The 19,590-nt window shown below is 71.6% G+C and carries 20 protein-coding genes; 15 read left to right on the top strand and 5 right to left on the bottom strand.

Features of this window, described 5'->3' with window-relative positions:
• Window positions 1-35: 35 nt before the first annotated feature.
• Both BJ991_RS13975 and BJ991_RS13970 read right to left on the bottom strand, forming a co-directional pair.
• A complete protein-coding gene (locus BJ991_RS13975; RefSeq protein ID WP_179490942.1) occupies window positions 36-1,952 on the bottom strand; it encodes a prolyl oligopeptidase family serine peptidase in 1,917 nt (638 codons plus the stop codon).
• Between the two features lie 9 nt (window positions 1,953-1,961).
• On the bottom strand, window positions 1,962-2,618 hold the full coding sequence (locus tag BJ991_RS13970; protein WP_179490940.1) for a GNAT family N-acetyltransferase: 657 nt from the start codon (window positions 2,616-2,618) through the stop codon (window positions 1,962-1,964).
• A 322-nt stretch (window positions 2,619-2,940) separates the two neighbouring features.
• On the opposite strand from BJ991_RS13970, the gene BJ991_RS13965 reads away from it, so the two are divergent.
• Together BJ991_RS13965 and metE are read left to right on the top strand one after the other, a co-directional pair.
• On the top strand, window positions 2,941-3,867 hold the full coding sequence (locus BJ991_RS13965) for a methylenetetrahydrofolate reductase (RefSeq protein WP_179490938.1): 927 nt from the start codon (window positions 2,941-2,943) through the stop codon (window positions 3,865-3,867).
• Window positions 3,864-6,227, top strand: a complete 2,364-nt coding sequence (gene metE / locus BJ991_RS13960) for a 5-methyltetrahydropteroyltriglutamate--homocysteine S-methyltransferase (protein ID WP_179490936.1) — start codon at window positions 3,864-3,866, stop codon at window positions 6,225-6,227. Before BJ991_RS13965 ends, metE begins: the two co-directional genes overlap by 4 nt.
• Here the strand turns inward: metE and BJ991_RS13955 are convergent.
• A complete protein-coding gene (locus tag BJ991_RS13955; RefSeq protein ID WP_179490934.1) occupies window positions 6,217-7,659 on the bottom strand; it encodes a hypothetical protein in 1,443 nt (480 codons plus the stop codon). The genes metE and BJ991_RS13955 overlap by 11 nt on opposite strands.
• A 163-nt stretch (window positions 7,660-7,822) precedes the next feature.
• Complete coding sequence (gene lexA / locus BJ991_RS13950) at window positions 7,823-8,506, bottom strand: transcriptional repressor LexA (protein ID WP_179490932.1); 684 nt, start codon at window positions 8,504-8,506, stop codon at window positions 7,823-7,825.
• 274 nt (window positions 8,507-8,780) lie between these two features.
• Here lexA and BJ991_RS13945 point away from each other — a divergent pair, with 274 nt between their 5' ends.
• The 7 genes from BJ991_RS13945 to BJ991_RS13915 all read left to right on the top strand — a co-directional run bounded on the left by BJ991_RS13945 (window position 8,781) and on the right by BJ991_RS13915 (window position 14,654).
• Window positions 8,781-9,140 (top strand): LysM peptidoglycan-binding domain-containing protein, encoded by a 360-nt coding sequence (locus BJ991_RS13945; protein WP_179490930.1) that lies wholly within the window; start codon window positions 8,781-8,783, stop codon window positions 9,138-9,140.
• A 15-nt stretch (window positions 9,141-9,155) separates the two neighbouring features.
• Complete coding sequence (locus BJ991_RS13940) at window positions 9,156-10,250, top strand: histidinol-phosphate transaminase (protein ID WP_179490928.1); 1,095 nt, start codon at window positions 9,156-9,158, stop codon at window positions 10,248-10,250.
• Complete coding sequence (hisB, locus tag BJ991_RS13935) at window positions 10,247-10,858, top strand: imidazoleglycerol-phosphate dehydratase HisB (protein ID WP_179490926.1); 612 nt, start codon at window positions 10,247-10,249, stop codon at window positions 10,856-10,858. The genes BJ991_RS13940 and hisB overlap by 4 nt, the downstream gene beginning before the upstream one ends.
• Window positions 10,855-11,508 (top strand): imidazole glycerol phosphate synthase subunit HisH, encoded by a 654-nt coding sequence (gene hisH, locus BJ991_RS13930; RefSeq protein WP_179490924.1) that lies wholly within the window; start codon window positions 10,855-10,857, stop codon window positions 11,506-11,508. Before hisB ends, hisH begins: the two co-directional genes overlap by 4 nt.
• A gap of 64 nt (window positions 11,509-11,572) precedes the next feature.
• Window positions 11,573-12,319 (top strand): bifunctional 1-(5-phosphoribosyl)-5-((5-phosphoribosylamino)methylideneamino)imidazole-4-carboxamide isomerase/phosphoribosylanthranilate isomerase PriA, encoded by a 747-nt coding sequence (gene priA, locus BJ991_RS13925; protein ID WP_179490922.1) that lies wholly within the window; start codon window positions 11,573-11,575, stop codon window positions 12,317-12,319.
• The gene (locus tag BJ991_RS13920; RefSeq protein WP_179490919.1) at window positions 12,303-13,193 is read left to right on the top strand and encodes an SseB family protein; all 891 of its coding nucleotides are present in this window, start codon (window positions 12,303-12,305) and stop codon (window positions 13,191-13,193) included. Before priA ends, BJ991_RS13920 begins: the two co-directional genes overlap by 17 nt.
• Window positions 13,194-13,262: 69 nt before the next feature.
• Window positions 13,263-14,654 carry a pyridoxal phosphate-dependent decarboxylase family protein gene (locus BJ991_RS13915; protein WP_179490917.1) on the top strand — a complete coding sequence of 464 codons (1,392 nt, stop codon included), beginning with the start codon at window positions 13,263-13,265 and terminating at the stop codon, window positions 14,652-14,654.
• On the opposite strand, the gene BJ991_RS13910 is transcribed toward BJ991_RS13915, so the two are convergent.
• Complete coding sequence (locus BJ991_RS13910; protein ID WP_343048774.1) at window positions 14,647-15,066, bottom strand: DUF1844 domain-containing protein; 420 nt, start codon at window positions 15,064-15,066, stop codon at window positions 14,647-14,649. The two genes, BJ991_RS13915 and BJ991_RS13910, sit on opposite strands and share 8 nt — an antisense overlap.
• A gap of 293 nt (window positions 15,067-15,359) precedes the next feature.
• Between BJ991_RS13910 and infC the strand changes: the two genes are divergently transcribed.
• The 6 genes from infC to BJ991_RS13880 all read left to right on the top strand — a co-directional run bounded on the left by infC (window position 15,360) and on the right by BJ991_RS13880 (window position 19,511).
• Complete coding sequence (gene infC / locus BJ991_RS13905; protein WP_343048773.1) at window positions 15,360-15,953, top strand: translation initiation factor IF-3; 594 nt, start codon at window positions 15,360-15,362, stop codon at window positions 15,951-15,953.
• A 98-nt stretch (window positions 15,954-16,051) separates the two neighbouring features.
• Complete coding sequence (gene rpmI, locus BJ991_RS13900; protein ID WP_179490915.1) at window positions 16,052-16,246, top strand: 50S ribosomal protein L35; 195 nt, start codon at window positions 16,052-16,054, stop codon at window positions 16,244-16,246.
• A 31-nt stretch (window positions 16,247-16,277) separates the two neighbouring features.
• Window positions 16,278-16,661 carry a 50S ribosomal protein L20 gene (rplT, locus tag BJ991_RS13895; protein WP_179490913.1) on the top strand — a complete coding sequence of 128 codons (384 nt, stop codon included), beginning with the start codon at window positions 16,278-16,280 and terminating at the stop codon, window positions 16,659-16,661.
• Window positions 16,662-16,783: 122 nt separating this feature from the next.
• A complete protein-coding gene (locus tag BJ991_RS13890; RefSeq protein ID WP_179490911.1) occupies window positions 16,784-17,584 on the top strand; it encodes a TrmH family RNA methyltransferase in 801 nt (266 codons plus the stop codon).
• Between the two features lie 184 nt (window positions 17,585-17,768).
• Window positions 17,769-18,488, top strand: coding sequence for an amino acid ABC transporter ATP-binding protein (locus BJ991_RS13885; RefSeq protein WP_246301394.1), 720 nt, complete (start codon window positions 17,769-17,771; stop codon window positions 18,486-18,488).
• A gap of 123 nt (window positions 18,489-18,611) precedes the next feature.
• On the top strand, window positions 18,612-19,511 hold the full coding sequence (locus BJ991_RS13880) for a glutamate ABC transporter substrate-binding protein (RefSeq protein ID WP_179490907.1): 900 nt from the start codon (window positions 18,612-18,614) through the stop codon (window positions 19,509-19,511).
• Window positions 19,512-19,590 lie beyond the last annotated feature (79 nt).

Here is a 19,590-nt window from a genome sequence, read left to right as displayed (position 1 = left end):
GGCTGGGCGGTCGAAGCCGAGCGCGTTCCGTCGCCTCAGTCGAGCTCGAGCCGCTCGACGCCGGGCGGGTCGAACCCGAAGACCTGCCCGAGGAAGCTGAGCTCGGCTTCGAGCGTGCGCACGATCGTCTCGGCGCGCCGGAACCCGTGGCCCTCGTCCTCGAACGGGAGGTACGCGTGCGGCACGCCCTTCTCGGCGAGGGCGTTCCGCAGCGCCTCGGATTGCGACGGGGGGACGACGCGGTCCTCGAGGCCCTGCTCGATGAGCAGTGGCGTCGTGAGCCGGTCGAGGTGCGAGAGCGGGGAGCGCTCGAGGTACAGCTCCTCGGCCTCGGGCAGCGGGCCCACCATGCCGTCGAGGTAGCGCGACTCGAAGTCGTGCGTGTCGCGCGCGAGCGCGCGCAGATCCGCGACGCCGTAGCGGCTGATTCCCGCGCCGAACACGTCGCTTCGGTAGAGAGCGCACAGCACGGTCCAGCCGCCCGCCGAGCCACCCGCTATCGCGAGGCGGTCGGGGTCGGCCAGTCCCGCATCGGCGAGGCCGCGCACGGCCGCCACGACGTCGTCGACGTCGACGACGCCCCACTGGCCGAGGAGGCGCTCGCGGTACGCGCGGCCGTAGCCGGACGACCCGCCGTAGTTGACGTCGATCACGCCGATTCCGCGACTGGTCCAGTACCCGATCTTGGCGGATGCCGCGCCCCCGACGTGCGACGTCGGACCGCCGTGCACGAACACGATGTACGGAGGCTTCTCGCCCGCGGGCGCGGTGTGATCGGGGTTCGTCGGGGGATACGCGAAGGCGTGCACGGGCCCGTGGGGGCCGTCGTAGGTGACCGGGACCGCACGCGGGTTCCACTCGGCGTCCCACGGGGTGGAGCCGCCGCTCACCGTCACGATCTCGCCCGGTCGGTCGGCGTCGACCAGCCACAGCCCCGCCGGGGCATCCGTTCCTGCGCCCGAGACGAGCACCCGCGACCCCGATGCGTCCTCGACGCTCACCCCCGCGATCGCCGGACAGGGGAGCGGGGTCGCCTCACCGGACTCGAGGTCGATGACGGCGAGCTCGTCCGCCCCGTTCGTGCGCGCCGCGACGACGCGGCCGCCGTCGATCCGCGCGTACCACCGCGGTCCGAGCGTCCACAGCGGGCCGCCGGTGTCGGCGTCGGCGGGCGACACGGGGCGGTGGTCGAGGTCGGCGGACAGGCGCATCCGCCACAGGTTCCAGCGGCCGGTCGGATCGTCGACGTAGAGCAGGTCGTCCTCGTCGAGCCACACCGGCTGCAGTGGGGCGGTCGCGGCATCCGGCGACACCGTCGCCCACTCGGCGACCGTGCCGTCTTCGATGCGGCCGACCCGCAGCTCGGTTCGGTCCCACGGCATCGCAGGGTGGTTCCACGCGATCCACGCGAGGTGATGGCCGCCGGGCGACAGCGCGGGCTGCGCGAGGAAGTCGCTGTCGGCCACGAGGTCGGTGACCTCGGGGTCGTCGTCCGTCGAGATCGCCACGAGGTCTCGCCGCGGGCGGCGGCGCCCGTCGTGGTCTTCGCGGACCGCGAGCAGCCGGCCCTCCTGCCACGTGAGCCCCCCGTAGCGGACGTCGCCCGCGGCGGGTGTGAGCGGACGCGGAGGCTCGCCCGGAGCCAGCAGCCACACGCGCTGATCCTGCTTCTCGACGAACGCGAGGCGACCGCCGTCGAGCGCGGTCCACGCGCCGCCGCCGTACTCGTGCACGCCCGAGCGCGCGTTCCACGGCGCCGGCAGCACCTCCTCGACCGCTCCGGACGCGAGGCGTCGGCGCACGGTCGTGCGGCCGCCCTCGGCCGGGACGGTCTCGCCCCACCACACCTCGCCGTCGACGAACCGTGCGCCTTCGATGCGCGGCGACGCGGCGGCGACCGATTCGGCGGTGATGGGCGAGGGCCAGGTCCCGTACGGCAGCTCGGGGGTCACAGACCCACGCTAGCCCGCTGCGCGGCGGGGCGCATGTTCGCGCCCCTCCGCGCCGGAGGTCGGGTGGAACATGACGTGCGCACGAAAGGCTCCCATGTCGACCACGCCGAGCAGGTGGAATCCGAGGTGCTCGTAGAGTGCGACGTTCGCAGGGTTCTCGGTGTCGAGCCCGATGCCGCTCGAGCCGGGGTCGGCCTCCGCCATCGCGATCGCGTCCTCGATCAGGCGCCTGCCGTGGCCTGCGCCCCGCGCCTCGTCTCGCACGCCCACCATCGTGAGCGTGTGGTGCGGGGTGCGCGGCGCGAGTGCGCGACAGCGGCGGTCGTAGTCGCGCAGCCGCCGCAGGACTCTGGGGCGCACAGCCACGGCGACGGGCACGAATCGCGCGCCCACGACCGGCAGTCGCAGCAGGCGGGCGAGGCGCCCCAGCGGTACCTGGGTCAGGGCCACCCCGACAAGCCGTCCGTCCTCGGTCACCATGCGCCGACGCCCACTCAGGATCCGGGTCATCGCGAGCACGAACGAGGCGAGGCGCACTCCCGAGCGGCTCGCCTCGTCGGCTCCACCGCCGAAGGATGTCGTGAAGACAGGGTCGGAGGCGAACGCGCGCGCGAGCAGTGCGCGTGCGTCGTCGAGACGCGCGCGCGGCAGATCGTTCACCGGCACGTCATCGCCCCCGCCGCGACTGTATGCGAAAGAGGGACCAGCGCAACAGATCGAGGGCGCCGCGGGTCTGCGGTCCCGGTTCCGCAGCCGGGGTGCCGACGGGCGCACTCGAGGAACATGACGAAACACGCGGCAATACGCCGACACATCCCGGCGGAGCGGTGCGCGGGGCGGATATCGTGCTCGCACATGCCCGGCGCTGACCGGGCAGGGAGCGACAGCCGAGCCCGGCACCCGCCCGCCGAGATCGACATGCCCCAGAGGCATGCGCGAGACCTGCGGCCACCAGGCCACTGAAACCGTCCCTGTCCGAGAGTCCGTCATGACCGTCAGCTCGAGCCTCTTCACCGACCGACCCGGTGCTGTGCCGTTCTCGTTCGAGGTCTATCCGCCGCGCACACCGGATGCCGCGGCCGCACTGCACGAGTCGGTCCGCCGCCTCGCCGATGCCGGCCCCCGCTTCATCTCGGTGACCTTCGGCGCGGGCGGCTCGACCGGCGGCCGTTCGCTTGAGCTGCTGCGGTACATCCGCGAGACGACGGACGTCGAGCCGCTCGCCCACCTCACGTGCGTCGGCAGCACGACCGCGCGGGCCGAGGCGCTCGTGCGCCAGTTCCTCGACGCCGGCATCGACCGCTTCCTCGCGCTGCGCGGCGACCCACCGGCCGGCCTCGGCGAAGACGACGCGTTCCTCGGCGAGCTCACGCGCGCGGCCGACCTCGTGCGGCTCATCCGCCGGGTGCGCGCGGAGCGCGGCATCCACGACGGACCGGGTGCGCCCGCACTCGCCGTCGCGGCGTTTCCCAACGGGCATCCGCGGTCGCGGCATCCGCGTCACGACATCGACACCCTGCTCGAGAAGCAGGCGGCGGGTGCGACGTTCGCGATCACCCAAGTGGTGTTCCGCGCGGACGACCACCTTTCGTTCGCCGACCGCGCACGCGAGGCGGGCGTGCGCATCCCGATCCTCCCGGGCATCATGCCCGTCACGTCTCCCGCGCGGCTGCGCCGCGTGCTCGAGCTCACGGGGGAGGCCGAGCCCGCCGACCTCGCCCTCGAGCTCGCGCTCGCCCCCGACGACGAGAGCCGCCGCGAGGCGGGCATCGCCCACGCCGCGCGCCTCGCGCGCGAGCTCGTCGCGGGCGGCGCACCCGGAATCCACCTCTACGCCTTCAACGTCCACGACACGGTGCTCGCGGTCATCCGCGAGGCCGGCATCCCCACCCACGAGAAGGAGACCGCACGATGAGCGCATTCCCCGCCGGGACGATCCTCGGCTATCCCCGCATCGGACGCCGCCGCGAGCTCAAGCGCGCGCTCGAGGCCCACTGGGCCGGTGAGATCGACGACGCGGAGCTCGAGGCCCGCACCGCCGAGCTGCGCCGCGCGACGCGCGAGCGGCTGGTCGGACTCGGCCTCGGCCGCGACGACTCGTCGATCCCGGAGTCGTTCTCGCTGTACGACCAGGTGCTCGACGCGGCGCTCGCGGTCGGCGCGCTGCCGGCCCGCTTCGACGAACTGCGCGAGCCCGACGGCTCGGTGGGCCTGGCCGCGACCTTCGCCGCCGCGCGCGGCTCGGGCGACCAGCCGCCGCTCGAGCTCACGAAGTGGTTCGACACGAACTACCACTACCTCGTACCCGAGATCGGGCCCGATACGGTGTTCGCGCCGTCGTCGGCTCGCCTCGTGCGCCAGTTCGCCGAGGCGCGAGCCGACGGGTTCATCACCAGGCCGGTCCTCGTCGGCCCGGTGACGCTCCTCGCGCTGTCGAAGGCGACGGATGCCGCGGCCCTCCGCCCCGGCGGGGCGGACGTTCCCGTCTTCCGCCCGATCGACCGGCTCGAGTCCGTCGTCGGCGCCTACGTCAGCCTGCTCGCCGACCTGCGCGAGGCGGGCGTCGACTGGGTCCAGCTGGACGAGCCGGCGCTCGTGAGTGAGAGCCTGCCCGTGTCCGCGGTCGAGCTCGCGGCTGCGGCATCCGTTGCCTATCGCGCGCTCGGAAGTGCGCCGCGACGCCCGTCGATCCTCGTCGCGGCCCCGTACGGACAGCTCGGCCAGGACGCGTGGCGGGCGCTCGCCGCCGCGCCCGTCGAGGCGATCGCGCTCGACCTCGTGCGCGGGGTCGTGCCGCTGCCGACGTCCGGTCTCGAGGGGAAGACCCTCGTGGGCGGCGTCGTGGACGGACGCAACGTGTGGCGCGGCGACCTCGACGCGGCATGGTCGTCGCTCGAGTCGCTGCGGGGCGTCGGGGCGCACACCGCCGTCGGCACCTCCACGTCGCTGCAGCACGTGCCGCACGACATCGCCGACGAGACGGGCCTCGACCCGCGGCTCGTGTCGTGGCTCGCGTTCGCCGACCAGAAGGTCGCGCAGGTGGCGACGCTCGCGCGGGGCCTCGCCGAAGGGCGGACGGCGATCGAGCCGACGCTGGCCGAGGCATCCGCCGCCCTCGCCGACCGCCGTGCCGCGCCAGGTGTGCGCGACGAGGCGGTTCGCTCGCGCGTCGCCGGGCTCGCAGAGGACGCGTTCGGTCGCACGGATGCCGCGCGGCGCCGTGCCCTGCAGGAGGATGAGCTCGACCTGCCGCTGCTGCCGACCACCACGATCGGGTCGTTCCCGCAGACCGCCGAGATCCGGCGGCTCCGCGGGCGGCGCGACCGCGGCGAGCTGAGCCAGGCGGAGTACGAAGAGCTCCTCCGGCTCGAGATCACGACGGTCGTGGGGCTGCAGGAGGAGCTCGGCCTCGACGTGCTCGTGCACGGCGAGCCGGAGCGCAACGACATGGTGCAGTACTTCGCGGAGCATCTCGACGGCTTCGCGGTGACCCGGCACGGCTGGGTGCAGTCGTACGGCTCGCGGGTGACCCGTCCGTCGATCCTGTGGGGCGACGTGACCCGGCCCGCGCCCATCACGGTGGACTGGTCGCGCTTCGCGCAGTCGCTCACCGAGAAGCCGGTCAAGGGCATGCTGACGGGTCCTGTCACGATCCTCGCGTGGTCTTTCGTCCGCGACGACCAGCCGCTGCGCGACACCGCGACCCAGGTCGCGCTCGCGCTGCGCGACGAGATCCGCGATCTCGAGGCCGCGGGCATCCGGATCGTCCAGGTCGACGAGCCCGCGTTGCGCGAGCTGCTGCCCCTGTCGCGGGGGGCGCAGTCCGACTACCTCGACTGGTCGGTGCGCGCGTTCCGGCTCGCGACCGGAGGAGCGGCGGATGCCACGCAGGTGCACACGCACCTCTGCTACTCCGAGTTCGCGGACGTCATCGACGCGATCGCGGCGCTCGACGCCGACGTCACGTCGATCGAGGCGGCGCGCAGCCGCGGCGAGCTGCTCGGCGACCTCGGCGAGTCCGGCTTCGAGCTCGGGATCGGGCCGGGCGTGTACGACATCCACTCGCCGCGCGTGCCCCCGGTGGCGGAGCTCGTGGCGCTCATCGAGCGCACGCTCGAGCACGTGCCGCTGTCGCAGGTGTGGGTCAACCCCGACTGCGGGCTCAAGACGCGCGCCTACCGCGAGACGGTGCTGTCGCTGCAGAACCTCGTCGAGGCGACGCGGCTCGTGCGCGAGCGGGCGGGGATCGCGGGTCCCGTGCGGGTCAGCGGGTAGAGGGCGGTTCGACGGGCTCGACGGGCTCGTCGTGTTCGACGACGGCGGATGCCGCGGCTGCGGTCGCGGCATCCGCTGATTCGTCCTCCGCGGCTGTCGTGCTCGCGACGGGCTCGCGCTGGAGGAGCTCCGCGATGAGCCACACGATGAGCGCGAGCACGACCGCGAGGACGATGTCGCCGACCGACAGCGGCCGGAGCGCGAAGAGCAGCACGATCGCGAGCACCAGGATCACGATGCGCACGAGCAGGCGCTGGCGGTGCATCCAGTCGCCGAACGCACCTGAGTCGAAGCCCCAGCGGCGCAGCCCTGCCCGCGCATTGCCGGTGAGCGAACCCGCGAGGGTCCGGACACGGACCGCGGGCTCCCACCGGCCGCCGAGCCACGCGGCGATCGCGATGACGACGCCGAGGAACGTCGCGACGATCGCGGTGTCGCGCATCGCACCCGCCACGACGAAGAAGATCGAGTCGGTCGTCGCGGGCGCGACGCCGAGCGCGGGCGCGTTGAGAGAGAGGATCGCGCGGGCGGCGCCGAGCGCGATCACGAGCGCCGCGCCTCCGAGCGCGAGCGCGACGCCCGTTCCGAGCAGCGCCGTGGAGCGGCGGCGCGCCACGAGGATCCCGACGACGAACAGCGCGAGCGCGATGAGCGGCAGCCACCAGCCGACCGTGACGGCGATGTTGTAGATCGCGATGACGAGCGGAAGTGCGTCGGACTGCGCGATCACGATCGTGCGGTCGACGGCGGGGATCGCCTCGGCGAGACCGATTCCGCGGTCGACGAGCCGCTGCTTGAGCTCCTCGACGATGGGGCCGAGCTGGATCCCGAGGACACCCGCCTCGTCGATCGTCACGACGCCCGAGCCGTCGCCGGTCGCGGCCGCGACGAGCGCGCGGTGGCTCGCGATCAGGGCGCGCTGCCACACCTCGGCGAAGGCATCTGACTCGACGACGCGCGTGACCGTGCTCTCGATGAGTCCCTGCAGGCCGGACGCGGCCGGTGTGCGCAGGAGCTCGAGTGCGCGCAGCGCCGCGGGCGGCAGATCCAGCCGCGCCAAGCCGTCGAACAGGTCGTCGGTGAACGACTCGACGTCGAGCGACTCGTTGATCGCCGAGGTCGACTGCTCGATGACGAGCTCCTGAACGCCGGGGTCGTCGGCGAGAGGCGCGAAGGTCTGCACGAAGGTCGCCTCGTCGACGAGCTGGGCGCGCGTCCACGTCGACACGATCGTGACGGGCACGAGGATCCCGGCGATGACGATGCACAGCGCCGAGACGATCGCGCGCCAGCCGTTGCGACGACGCGGCGGGGCGGTGTCGGATGCCGCGGCCAGCGGTTCGACGGGCTCGGTGCGCTGCTCGCGCAGCCGCTCGTTCTCACGGCGAAGCTCTTCGAGCTGCGCGCGCAGGTCGTCGACGTCGGATGCCACGGTCCCACCCACCTCTCGGCTGCCCGCGCCGTGTCGGACGCGAGAACCCCGCCCGGCGGACCGCGCCTGTGCGTGGGCGCGGCCGACGAGGCTCACACTAGCGGCCGCCGCGCGGTGCCGCACGCGTGACACCCCGAGAGGGTGAGGGGATCGCCTCCGTAGGTCAGACGGCTCGCAGCACCGCGACGACCTTGCCGAGCACGACGGCCTCGTCGCCGAGGATGGGTTCGAACGCGGAGTTCCGGGGGAGCAGCCACGTGTGGCCGTCGCGGCGGCGGAAGGTCTTGACGGTGGCCTCGCCGTCGAGCATGGCGGCGACGATGTCTCCGTTCTCAGCGGTGTTCTGCGAGCGGACGACCACCCAGTCGCCGTCGCAGATCGCGGCGTCGAGCATCGAGTCGCCGCTGACCTTGAGCATGAACAGATCGCCCTTGCCGACGAGCTGGCGGGGGAGGGGGAAGATCTCTTCGATCTGCTGATCGGCGGTGATGGGCACGCCCGCGGCGATGCGGCCGACGAGAGGCACGAGCGCCGCGTCGCCGACCGGGGGAGCTGTGTCCGCCGGGTTCTCGGCGGCGGTGCCGGGCAGATCGATGAGCACTTCGAGCGCGCGGGTCTTGCCGGCGTCGCGCCGCAGGTAGCCGCTCAGCTCGAGCTGGTTGAGCTGGTGGGTCACGCTCGAAAGCGACTTCAGCCCCACGGCGTCGCCGATCTCGCGCATGCTCGGCGGGTAGCCGTGGCGGGCGATCGATCGCTGGATCACCTCGAGGATCGCGAGCTGCTTCTCGCTCAGGCTCTTGCGGCGGCGCGTCTGGGGCTTCTCGCGCCCGGTGGTCGCGTCGGTCATCTTCGTGCTCCTGTCTCACGCGCTCGGCCTGCATCGCGGGGTGCAGCGGTATTCGAATGTCGGAGCCCTGTGGTGGGGTGCTCTTGTCGAAACCGTATCCGGTTGCGACGTGTTCGCCGGACACGTGGCGGGCGTGTCGTCTTTCGAACGATCCGGCCTCGACACCGCACTTGACACACTACAGCATCGAAGATACGTTCGGTACAGAGATTCGCATCCGGCCCTCCCGGCCGAGTGTCGGATGCGAATCTCTTCCCACCGCACAGGAGGACCCATGAGCGCGATCACCGTTCCCGCACCCGCAGCTCCTGTCACGCGCCTGCGCCTCACAGTGCGCGGTCGCCGGGTCCTCGCGACGCTCGCCGCGCTGCCCGCGGTCATCGCCCTCGCATTCGCGATCATCGGCGGGGGCTCCGCGCTCGCGTCGCGCGACGAAGGGGTGCCTGCCGGCGGGTTCGCGACAGTCACGGTCGAGCCGGGCGACACGCTGTGGGCGATCGCCCTGGAGATCGCGCCCAGCGCCGACCCGCGCGACGTCGTCGACGCGATCGTGCGGCTGAACGCGCTCGACGGCGTGGTCATCTCCGCGGGGCAGGAACTGGCCATCCCGGCTCAGTACGCGACGGCGCCTTGACGCGCGCGCTCTACGATGGGACGGGTGAGCGCCAGCCTCGATGACCTCCCTCTACGTGACGACCTCCGCGGCCAGAAGCCGTACGGCGCGCCGCAGGCGCCGCTTCCGGTGGCGCTGAACGTCAACGAGAACACGCACCCCGTCCCGCAAGAGGTCGCCGACGACATCCTCGACTCGGTCGCCCGTGCGCTGCGCGATGTCAACCGGTACCCCGACCGCGAGTTCACGCCGCTTCGCGAGGCGTTCGCCGACTACCTCGGGCACGGCCTCACACGCGATCAGATCTGGGCCGCCAACGGCTCGAACGAGGTGCTGCAGCACATCCTGCAGGCGTTCGGCGGTCCGGGGCGCACGGCCTTCAGCTTCGCCCCGACGTACTCGATGTACCCGATCATCACGCGCGGCACCGGCGCCACCTGGACGGCGGGCACGCGTGGCCACGACTTCACCCTCGACCCCGCCGACGCCGCGTCACAGGTCGAGGCCGCGGCGCCCGATGTCGTCTTCCTGTGCGCCCCGAACAACCCCACGGGCACGCCCCTTCCGCTCGACGTGGTCGAGGCGGTCTACGACGCGACAGACGGCATCGTCATCGTCGACGAGGCGTACCAGGAATTCGCGCCGCACGACGAGCGGTCCGCGCTCACTCTGCTGCCGGGTCGAGAGCGGCTCGTCGTCTCGCGCACGATGAGCAAGGCGTTCGCGTTCGCGGGCGCCCGCGTCGGCTATCTCGCCGCCGATCCCGCGTTCATCGACGCGCTCCGCCTCGTACGCCTTCCGTATCACCTGAGCGCCCTCACCCAGGCGGCCGCGACGGCGGCGCTCCACCACGCCCCGACGATGCTCCGCATGGTCGACGAGATCGTCGCGCAGCGCGACCGCATCTCGGCGACCGTCGAGGCGCTCGGCTATCGCCCGTACGAGTCGTGGACCAACTTCGTCCTCTTCAACGGGGTCGAAGACAGCGCAGCGACATGGCACGCGCTGTACGAGCGCGGCATCCTCGTGCGCGACGTCGGAATCCCGCACCACCTGCGCGTGACGGCGGGCACCGAAGACGAGACGACCGCGTTCCTCGATGCCCTGGCCTCGGTAGGATCGGCCTCATGACCGGCGCAGCAAACCGCACCGCCTCGCTGCGTCGCGCGACGAGCGAATCGACCGTCGAGCTCGAGCTCGACCTCGACGGCACCGGCCGCAGCCGCATCGACACGACCGTCCCGTTCTTCGACCACATGCTGACGGCGTTCGCCAAGCACTCGCTCACCGACCTCACCGTGCGCGCCTCGGGCGACACCGAGATCGACGTGCACCACACCGTCGAGGACGTATCGATCGTGCTCGGCCAGGCGATCCGGCAGGCGCTCGGCGACAAGTCCGGGATCGCCCGGTACGGCGACGCTCTCGTGCCGCTCGACGAGGCTCTCGCGCAGGCCGTGGTCGACATCAGCGGCCGCCCGTACCTCGTCCACGCCGGCGAGCCGGCGGGCTTCGAGCTCCACCTCATCGGCGGCCACTTCACGGGCTCGCTCGTGCGTCACGCGTTCGAGGCGATCGCGTTCAACGCGGCACTCACCGTCCATGTGACGGTGCTCGGCGGGCGCGACCCGCACCACATCGCCGAAGCCGAGTTCAAGGCGTTCGCGCGGGCATTCCGCCAGGCCAAGGCGCTCGACCCGAGCGTGGAGGGTATTCCGAGCACGAAGGGCGCGCTGTGACCGACCGACCCCTGGTCGCGGTCCTCGATTACGGCTCGGGCAATGTCCACTCCGCCGTGAAGGCATTGCAGGCGGCGGGGGCGGATGCCCGGCTGACGTCCGACCGCGGCGTCATCCTCGACGCCGACGGGCTCGTCGTGCCCGGCGTCGGTGCGTTCCGCGCGGTGATGGACGCGCTCCGCGCGCAGCGCGGCGATGAGCTCATCGGCCGTCGCCTCGCGGGCGGGCGTCCCGTGCTCGGCATCTGCGTCGGCATGCAAGTGCTGTTCGAGCACGGCGTCGAGCGCGGCGCCGACACCGAGGGCATGGGCGAGTGGCCGGGCGCCGTGACCGAGCTCGACGCACCGGTGCTTCCGCACATGGGCTGGGACACGGTCGAGGCCGGCGAGGGCACGCGGCTGTTCCGCGGCATCGAGAACGAGCGGTTCTACTTCGTCCACTCCTTCGGCGCACAGCACTGGTCGATGGAGCCGCAGGCGCCCTTCCCGCAGCCCATCCTCACGTGGTGCTCGTACGGGCGGCAGCCGTTCCTCGCCGCGGTCGAGAACGGGCCGCTGTCGGCGACGCAGTTCCACCCCGAGAAGTCGGGGGCAGCAGGCATCCGTCTCCTCTCCAATTGGATCGGCGGGCTGGGCGGGCGTAGCCTTTGACCTCGTGCCCACCGGGGGCAGCCCTTTCGCGCTCGCCCCGCACCCGTCGCCCGCACGAGGAGCCATGAACGATTTCGCGTCAACGCCCGAACTGATCCTGCTTCCCGCCGTCGACGTCGCCGACGGCAAGGCGGTGCGACTGACGCAAGGGGAGGCCGGCACCGAGTCGAGCTTCGGCGACCCCGTCGACGCCGCCGAGCAGTGGGCTCGCCAGGGTGCGAAGTGGATCCACCTCGTCGACCTCGACGCGGCGTTCGGCCGCGGCAGCAACTCGAGCGTCCTGCGCAAAGTCATCCGCCAGGTCAAGGGCGTGCAGGTCGAGCTCTCGGGCGGCATCCGTGACGACCGCTCGCTCGAGACCGCGCTCGAGATCGGCGCCGCGCGCATCAACCTCGGAACCGCCGCCCTGGAGAACCCCGAGTGGGCGGCCGACGTCATCAGCCGCTACGGCGACGTCGTCGCGGTCGGCCTCGACGTGCGGGGCACGACGCTCGCAGCGCGCGGCTGGACGCGCGAGGGCGGCGATCTGTGGACCGTGCTCAAGCGTCTCGAGGAGGCCGGCTGCAGCCGCTATGTCGTGACGGATGTCACGAAGGACGGCACGCTGCGCGGACCGAACCTCGACCTCCTGCGCGAGATCACCTCGCGCACCCCCAAGCCCATCGTCGCGTCGGGCGGGGTCTCGAGCCTCGACGACATCGCGGCCCTGCGCGAGCTCGTGCCGCTCGGCGTCGAGGGCGCTATCGTCGGGAAGGCCCTGTACACGGGCGCCTTCACCCTCACCGAGGCGCTGGATGTCGCCGGCGGCTGATCACGCCCACGACGGCGACGACCCCCGCGGCGGCGACCACCGCCACGGCGGCGACCACCGCCACGGCGGCGACCACCGCCACGCGGGCGACCACGCCCACGGAGGCCAGGACCCGCACGGCAGCGCCGCCGACTCGGCCGGGGTTCCCTGGCAGGGTCGCAGCTTCCAGCCCAACCCGCACTCAGGGGACGACGGCTCCGCCGATCCCGCGCTGCTCGCGGCGCTCGTGGCCTTTCGCGAAGGGTCGGGCGACCAGGTCGCGATCGTCGACGCGTTCCGCAGCGCGCGGCTGCTGATCCCGCTCATCGCCGAGAAGGGCGACGAGGGCGTCGGGCCCACCGGGCTGACCGTCGACAAGACGCAGGAGCTGTCGATCGTGACGGTCGCAGCCCCTGACGGGCGCCGTGTGCTCCCCGTGTTCACGTCGGTCGGGACGATGTCGCGGTGGGACGCGTCGGCGCGCCCCGTGCCCGCCGACGGCGTGCGTGTCGCCCTCGCGGCATCCGCCGACGACACCGACCTCGTCGTGATCGATCCCGGCTCCGAGACCGAGTTCGTCATCCGCCGCCCCGCGGTGTGGGCGATCGCGCAGGGACAGCCGTGGGAGCCGGCGTTCACCTCGCCCGAGGTGTACACAGCGCTCCAGGCGAGCATCGCGGGCGAGCTCGCGGTGATCGATCTGTCGGTGCAGCCCGGCGACCCGACCGGACGCCTGCGCGGACAGGAGCTCATCGTGCGCCTGCACCTCATGGCCGGGCTCACGCAGGAAGAGCTCGACGCCGTCCTGCAGCGCCTCGCGAAGCGCTGGGCCGCTGACGACCGCATCGCGGTGCTCGTCGACTCGCTCACGGTCAAGCTCGTCCGCTCCTCCTGACCACTCGTCCCGAAGCGGCCTCTTGCGGTCGGCCCGGGCGGGGCGAAGGATCGGGGACCGGAGGGCAGCATGGGGGACATCCACGACGAGCGCCGCGACGCGCTCGAGGCCGCGCACCGTCACGCGCTGGAGTGGCTCGGATCGGTGGCGGAGCGGCCGGTGCGCCCCGAGATCGACGTCGACGGCGTGCAGGAGAGGCTCGGGCGGGACCTGCCCGCCGAAGGTCTTCCCGCGCGGGAAGTCGTCGACGAGCTCGCGGCCGCGGCCGGCGACGGACTCATGGCGATGGGCTCGCCGCGGTTCTTCGGCTTCGTGATCGGCGGCGCGTATCCCGCGGCACTCGGGGCGGACTGGCTGGTGTCGGCGTGGGACCAGAACAACGGCTCGCGCCAGACGACACCTGCCGTCGCGGCCGTCGAGGAGGTCGCCGCGTCGTGGCTCCTCGAGCTGCTCGGGCTACCCGCCGAGAGTGGTGTCGGCTTCGTCACGGGCGGCACGATGGCGAACTTCTCGTGCGTCATCGCGGCGCGCGACGCGGTGCTGCGCGCGAAGGGCTTCGACATCGCGACGGGCGGACTGCAGGCGGCGCCGCGCGTGCGGTTCCTCGCGGGCGACCAGGTGCACACCTCGATGGTGCTCGCCGGGCGCCTCGCGGGCCTCGGTCCGCCTCAGACCGTGGGCGCCGACGACCAGGGGCGCATCGACCTCGACGGGCTCGAGCGGGCGCTCGCGGAGGATCCGGATGCCGCGACCATCGTCGCGCTGCAGGCGGGCGACGTGCACTCCGGCGCGTTCGACGACTTCGTCCGTGCGATCGAGGTCGCGCACGCCGCCGGGGCGTGGGTGCACGTCGACGGCGCGTTCGGGCTGTGGGCCGCGGCCAGCCCGCGCTTCGCCCACCTCGTGCGCGGACTCGCGGGGGCGGACTCGTGGGCGACGGACGCGCACAAGACGCTCAACGTGCCGTACGACTGCGGTGTCGCGATCGTGCGCGACGAGGCCGCGATGACGGCGGCGCTCGGCGCGCACGCCGCGTACCTCCCGGCGGTGGCGAGCATCTCCGACCCCTACGACCGCACCCCTGAGCTCTCCCGCCGCGCGCGCGGCGTCACGGTGTGGGCGGCACTGCGGTCGCTCGGGCGCAGCGGCGTGCGCCGGCTCGTCGAAGGGCTGGCGGATGCGGCATCCGCCCTCGCGGACGGATTCCGGGCGATCCCGGGCCTCGAGGTCCTCAACGACGTCGTCTTCACGCAAGTGTGCCTCGCCGCACGCGACGACGAGACGACCGCCGCACTGGGGGAGTGGCTGCGCGCGGAGGGGACGATCTGGGCGTCGTCGTCGACGTGGCGCGGACGCACGGTCGTGCGGTTCGCCGTGAGCAACTTCGCCACCGACGCGGAGGCCGTGCGGCGCACGGTCGACGCCGTCGGGCGGGGCCTCGCGGCCGTCACGGCTAGGTGACGGGGCCGGTCCACTTCTCGCCGGGGCCCTTGCCGATCGGGTCGGGGATGACGGATGCCTCGCGGAACGCGAGCTGGAGCGACCGGAGCCCGTCGCGCAGCGAACGCGCGTGCATGTCGCTGATCTCGGGCGCGCCGGCGGTGATGAGGCCCGCGAGGGCGTTGATGAGCTTGCGGGCCTCGTCGAGGTCGAGCTGCGACGCGGGGTCGTCGGCGAGGCCGACCTTCACGGCGGCCGCGCTCATGAGGTGCACGGCTGTCGTCGTGATGACCTCGACGGCCGGCACGTCCGCGATGTCGCGGGTGGCGGATGCCGCGACCCGCTCCTGCTCCTCCCAGCGCGAGAGCCGCTCGGCGTCGGTGCTCTGTTCGGTCGGTCGGGCGCTGTCGCCGGTATCCGGAATCGTGCTCACGTGCCACTCTCTGGTAGACTTTGGCGGGCTCCGGAGTGATCTGCTCCGGAACGAAAGAGGATCACATCCCACCCGCGCTTGCCGCTCCAGGCTACCGGGTCACGCGCTCCGCCCCGTCCGCACGGCGTACGGGGTAGTCCCGATCTGGGATCAGGGTGCAGCAAGCAGGTGCTTCGGCGCCTCGCCGGGTGGAGTGAGACTCTTCGCCCGCGACACACCCGTGTCGCGGTGCCATCCATCCGCACGAAGAGGAGTTCCGCATCAGCGATCCCCGCACCAACGAGCGCATCCGTGTGCCCGAGGTCCGACTCGTCGGACCCAACGGCGAGCAGGTCGGCATCGTCCGCATCGAGGTTGCGCAGCGTCTGGCTCAGGAGGCGGATCTCGACCTGGTCGAGGTCGCCCCGAACTCGAGGCCTCCCGTGGTCAAGATCATGGACTACGGCAAGTACAAGTACGAGGCCGCGCAGAAGGCAAAGGAAGCGCGTCGCAACCAGGCGAACACGGTCCTCAAGGAGGTCCGCTTCCGTCTGAAGATCGAAGCGCACGACTACATCACGAAGCTCAAGCGCGCCGAGGGCTTCCTGAAGGCCGGCGACAAGGTCAAGGCGATGATCCTGTTCCGCGGTCGCGAGCAGTCGCGTCCCGAGCAGGGTGTGCGCCTGCTGCGCAAGTTCGCCGAAGACGTGGCCGAGTTCGGCACGGTCGAGTCCAACCCGACCATCGACGGCCGCAACATGGTGATGGTGATCGCCCCGCACAAGAACAAGTCCGAGGCGAAGGCGGAGCAGAACGCGCAGCGCGCGGCGAACCGCGAGGCGGCCCGTTCGGCCCGCACCGGCGCCGGCGATGCGCCCGCCGAGACCGAGGCGGCCGGCGAGAGCTAGCAGCCTCCCCACGATCTCCCGCACACACGCGGGATTTGACTCCCGCGATGCGGGATGCCACACGAAGCCCCTCGGGGCGAAATCGATAAGGAACGAAGATGCCGAAGCAGAAGACCCACTCCGGCGCCAAGAAGCGCTTCAAGGTCACCGGCAGCGGAAAACTCATGAAGCAGCAGGCGAACCTTCGCCACAACTTCGAGGGCAAGCCCACCCGCCGCACCCGCCGCCTCTCGCAGGACCAGGTCCTCGCCAAGGGCGACGCGAAGGTCGCGAAGAAGCTTCTCGGCCGCTGACGCGCCGACGCACGAATAGGAACGAAACGAAATGGCTAGAGTCAAGCGGGCTGTCAACGCCCACAAGAAGCGTCGCGTCATCCTCGAGCGCGCCTCGGGTTACCGGGGTCAGCGTTCGCGCCTGTACCGCAAGGCGAAGGAGCAGGTCACACACTCGCTCGTCTACGCGTACCGCGACCGCCGCAAGCGCAAGGGCGACTTCCGTCGTCTGTGGATCCAGCGCATCAACGCCGCCGCGCGTCAGAACGGCATCACGTACAACCGCTTCATCCAGGGCCTCGGCCTCGCGGGTGTGCAGGTCGACCGCCGCATGCTCGCCGAGCTCGCGGTGAACGAGCCCAAGACGTTCGCGTCGCTCGTCGAGACCGCCAAGAAGGCACTGCCGGCCGACGTCAACGCTCCGAAGAGCGCCTGACGCTGCATCCGGTTCTCAAGAGGGCGTCCTCCGTACGGAGGGCGCCCTCTTCGCATGCCCGGCAAGGCGTGACGGATGCCCCGCCGCCCAGCCGTGGCCGGGGCGGGCCATACACTGATCGTGTGCTCGAGAACCCGCGTTCGCCGCGCGTGCGCGCGGTCGCGAAGCTGACCAAGCGCAGCGCCCGTCAGGAGACCGGGCTGTTCCTCCTGGAGGGGCCGCAGGCCGCGCGGGAGGCGCTCGCCTACCGTCCCGACACGCTCGTCGAGGTCTTCGCGACGCCTACTGCGCTCGAGCGTCACCCCGACCTGCGCGACACCGCGCGCGACGCCGGCGTCGAGATCGTCTTCACGACCGAGGCCGTCCTCGACGCGATGGCCGACACCGTGACTCCGCAGGGGATCGTCGCCGTCGCACGGCAATCGCCGACGTCAGTGCGCGAGGTGTTCGCCTCTACCCCGCGCCTCGTCGCGATCTGCGAGGAGGTGCGCGACCCGGGCAACCTCGGCACGATCATCCGCGCCGCCGACGCGGCCGGCGCCGACGCGGTCGTGCTGACGGGGCGCACCGTCGATCCCTACAACCCCAAGGTCGTGCGCGCGACGACGGGGTCGCTCTTCCACCTTCCGGTCGCCGTCGGCGTCGACCTCGCGACCGCTGTCGAGCGCGCCCACGCGGTCGGCGTGCGGGTCATCGCGGCGGATGTCGGGGGTGAGGACTTCCTCGAGGCGCGGAGGCTGCTCGCGGAGCCCACGGCGTGGCTGTTCGGCAATGAGGCGCGCGGGCTCGACGAGGAGGCCCTCGCCCTTGCGGATCTCGCGCTGCGGCTCCCCATCTACGGCGAGGCCGAGTCGCTCAACCTCGCGACCGCCGCGAGCGTGTGCCTCTACGAGACGGCCTTCGCCCAGCGCGCGCAGGCCTGAGCACCCGCGCAGCGCCGTCACGCCTCGGATTCGCACCTGTTACAGATCGGTAAAGGGTCGCGTCCCGACTGGTACAGTGTCCGACCACCGCCATAGGGTGAAGGTCATGGCGACACCTGACGTGCCGGCAGCGGCGCCGCAGACTTCGAACATCAACGTCCGCAGGGGTGAGCCCCTCGTCGTCATGACCGATGTGCAGAAGCACTACGGCGACTTCCAGGCGCTCGAAGACATCAACCTCACCGTCAACCGGGGCGAGGTCGTCGTCGTGATCGGGCCCTCGGGGTCGGGCAAGTCGACGCTGTGCCGCACGATCAATCGACTCGAGACGATCACGAGCGGCACCATCACGATCGACGGCAAGGAGCTTCCGAAAGAGGGCAAGGCACTCGCGGCGCTGCGCGCCGACGTGGGCATGGTCTTCCAGTCGTTCAACCTCTTCTCGCACCTCACGATCCTCGACAACGTGACTCTCGGGCCTACCAGGGTGAAGGGCGTGAAGAAGGCGGATGCCGAGCGCGCAGCGCAGACGCTGCTCGAGCGCGTCGGGGTGGCGCAGCAGGCGTCGAAGCTGCCGGCGCAGCTCTCCGGCGGTCAGCAGCAGCGCGTCGCGATCGCGCGCGCTCTCGCGATGAACCCGAAGGTCATGCTCTTCGACGAGCCGACGAGCGCCCTCGACCCCGAGATGATCAACGAGGTGCTCGACGTCATGGTGAACCTCGCGCAGGAGGGCATGACGATGATCGTGGTCACCCACGAGATGGGCTTCGCCCGCAAGGCGGCCGATCGCGTCGTGTTCATGGCTGACGGACAGATCGTCGAAGAGGCGACCCCCGACGAGTTCTTCACGAACCCCCAGAGCGCGCGTGCGAAGGACTTCCTCTCGAAGCTCATCACGCACTGACGCGAACCCAACGACGAAAGGATCAACCCACAGCAGCACCACCCCGCCACCATCGGCGGAGTCCGCACGACCCGAACGTCGGATACGAAAACGCACCCAAAAGGAAACCCCAGGAGAACTCACATGCGAAAGTCACGAATTTTCGTCGGCGCCGCTCTCGCGATCGCCGCCCTGACGCTCACCGCCTGCAACACCGGCACGCCGGGAGGCACCTCGACGGACGCGGGTGGTGACACCGGCGGAGACGAGGCCCTGTGGGAGGTCGCCACGGATGTCTCGCTCGAGGGCAGCCCGACGTTCGACGCCATGACCGAGCGCGGCGGCGTCGTGGTCGGCGTCAAGAACGACCAGCCCGGCCTCGGCTACGAGGACGCCACGACCGGTGAGCGCACCGGCTTCGACGTCGACATCGCGCGGTGGATCGCCGCGTCCCTCGGGTTCTCGGAGGACCAGATCGAGTACCAGACGATCCCGTCGGCCAACCGCGAGCAGGCGCTCGTGAACGGCGACATCGACTACTACGTCGGCACATACTCGATCACCGACAAGCGCAAGGAGCAGATCGACTTCGCCGGCCCGTACTTCATCACGGGTCAGGGTCTGCTCGTCGCGGCCGACAACGAGGACATCAACGGCCCAGACGACCTCGAAGGCAAGATCGTCTGCTCGGTGACGGGTTCGACGCCGCTGCAGCGCATCCGCGACGAGTTCAACCCCGGCGACACGGTCGAGTACGACACGTACTCGCAGTGCGTCGAGCAGCTGCTCGCCGGATCGGTGGACGCGATCACGACCGACGAGGCGATCCTCGCCGGGTACGTCGCGCAGCGCCCCGACGAGATCAAGATCGCGGGCGAGCCCTTCAGTGAGGAGCGCTACGGCGTCGGCATCCCGAAGGGTGACACCGCTCTGCAGGACCACATCAACCAGCTGTTCACGGACGGCGGCGACGTGTGGCAGGCGCTGTTCGACCAGCACCTCGCTCCGGCGGGGATCGCGGGCGAGCAGCCCGACGTCGACTGACCGAACGGACGGGGCGGCCCTCTCGGCCGCCCCGTCTCTCAGGCGCCGCACCGGCGACTGAACCGAGAAGGAGAGGGGA

This window comes from Microbacterium immunditiarum, assembly GCF_013409785.1.
GTDB lineage: Bacteria > Actinomycetota > Actinomycetes > Actinomycetales > Microbacteriaceae > Microbacterium > Microbacterium immunditiarum.
Note: the sequence above shows the minus strand (reverse complement) of the source record. Positions and strands in the feature narration are given on the sequence as shown.

Bases quoted from the DNA above. Each gene is read 5' to 3' on its own strand.
- BJ991_RS13965 (WP_179490938.1), top strand. From the start codon at position 2,941: ATGACCGTCAGCTCGAGCCTCTTCACCGACCGACCCGGTGCTGTGCCG.
- metE (WP_179490936.1), top strand. From the start codon at position 3,864: ATGAGCGCATTCCCCGCCGGGACGATCCTCGGCTATCCCCGCATCGGA.
- lexA (WP_179490932.1), bottom strand. From the start codon at position 8,506: ATGACCGACGCGACCACCGGGCGCGAGAAGCCCCAGACGCGCCGCCGC.
- BJ991_RS13945 (WP_179490930.1), top strand. From the start codon at position 8,781: ATGAGCGCGATCACCGTTCCCGCACCCGCAGCTCCTGTCACGCGCCTG.
- BJ991_RS13940 (WP_179490928.1), top strand. From the start codon at position 9,156: ATGGGACGGGTGAGCGCCAGCCTCGATGACCTCCCTCTACGTGACGAC.
- hisB (WP_179490926.1), top strand. From the start codon at position 10,247: ATGACCGGCGCAGCAAACCGCACCGCCTCGCTGCGTCGCGCGACGAGC.
- priA (WP_179490922.1), top strand. From the start codon at position 11,573: ATGAACGATTTCGCGTCAACGCCCGAACTGATCCTGCTTCCCGCCGTC.
- BJ991_RS13920 (WP_179490919.1), top strand. From the start codon at position 12,303: ATGTCGCCGGCGGCTGATCACGCCCACGACGGCGACGACCCCCGCGGC.
- BJ991_RS13915 (WP_179490917.1), top strand. From the start codon at position 13,263: ATGGGGGACATCCACGACGAGCGCCGCGACGCGCTCGAGGCCGCGCAC.
- rpmI (WP_179490915.1), top strand. From the start codon at position 16,052: ATGCCGAAGCAGAAGACCCACTCCGGCGCCAAGAAGCGCTTCAAGGTC.
- rplT (WP_179490913.1), top strand. From the start codon at position 16,278: ATGGCTAGAGTCAAGCGGGCTGTCAACGCCCACAAGAAGCGTCGCGTC.
- BJ991_RS13885 (WP_246301394.1), top strand. From the start codon at position 17,769: ATGACCGATGTGCAGAAGCACTACGGCGACTTCCAGGCGCTCGAAGAC.
- BJ991_RS13880 (WP_179490907.1), top strand. From the start codon at position 18,612: ATGCGAAAGTCACGAATTTTCGTCGGCGCCGCTCTCGCGATCGCCGCC.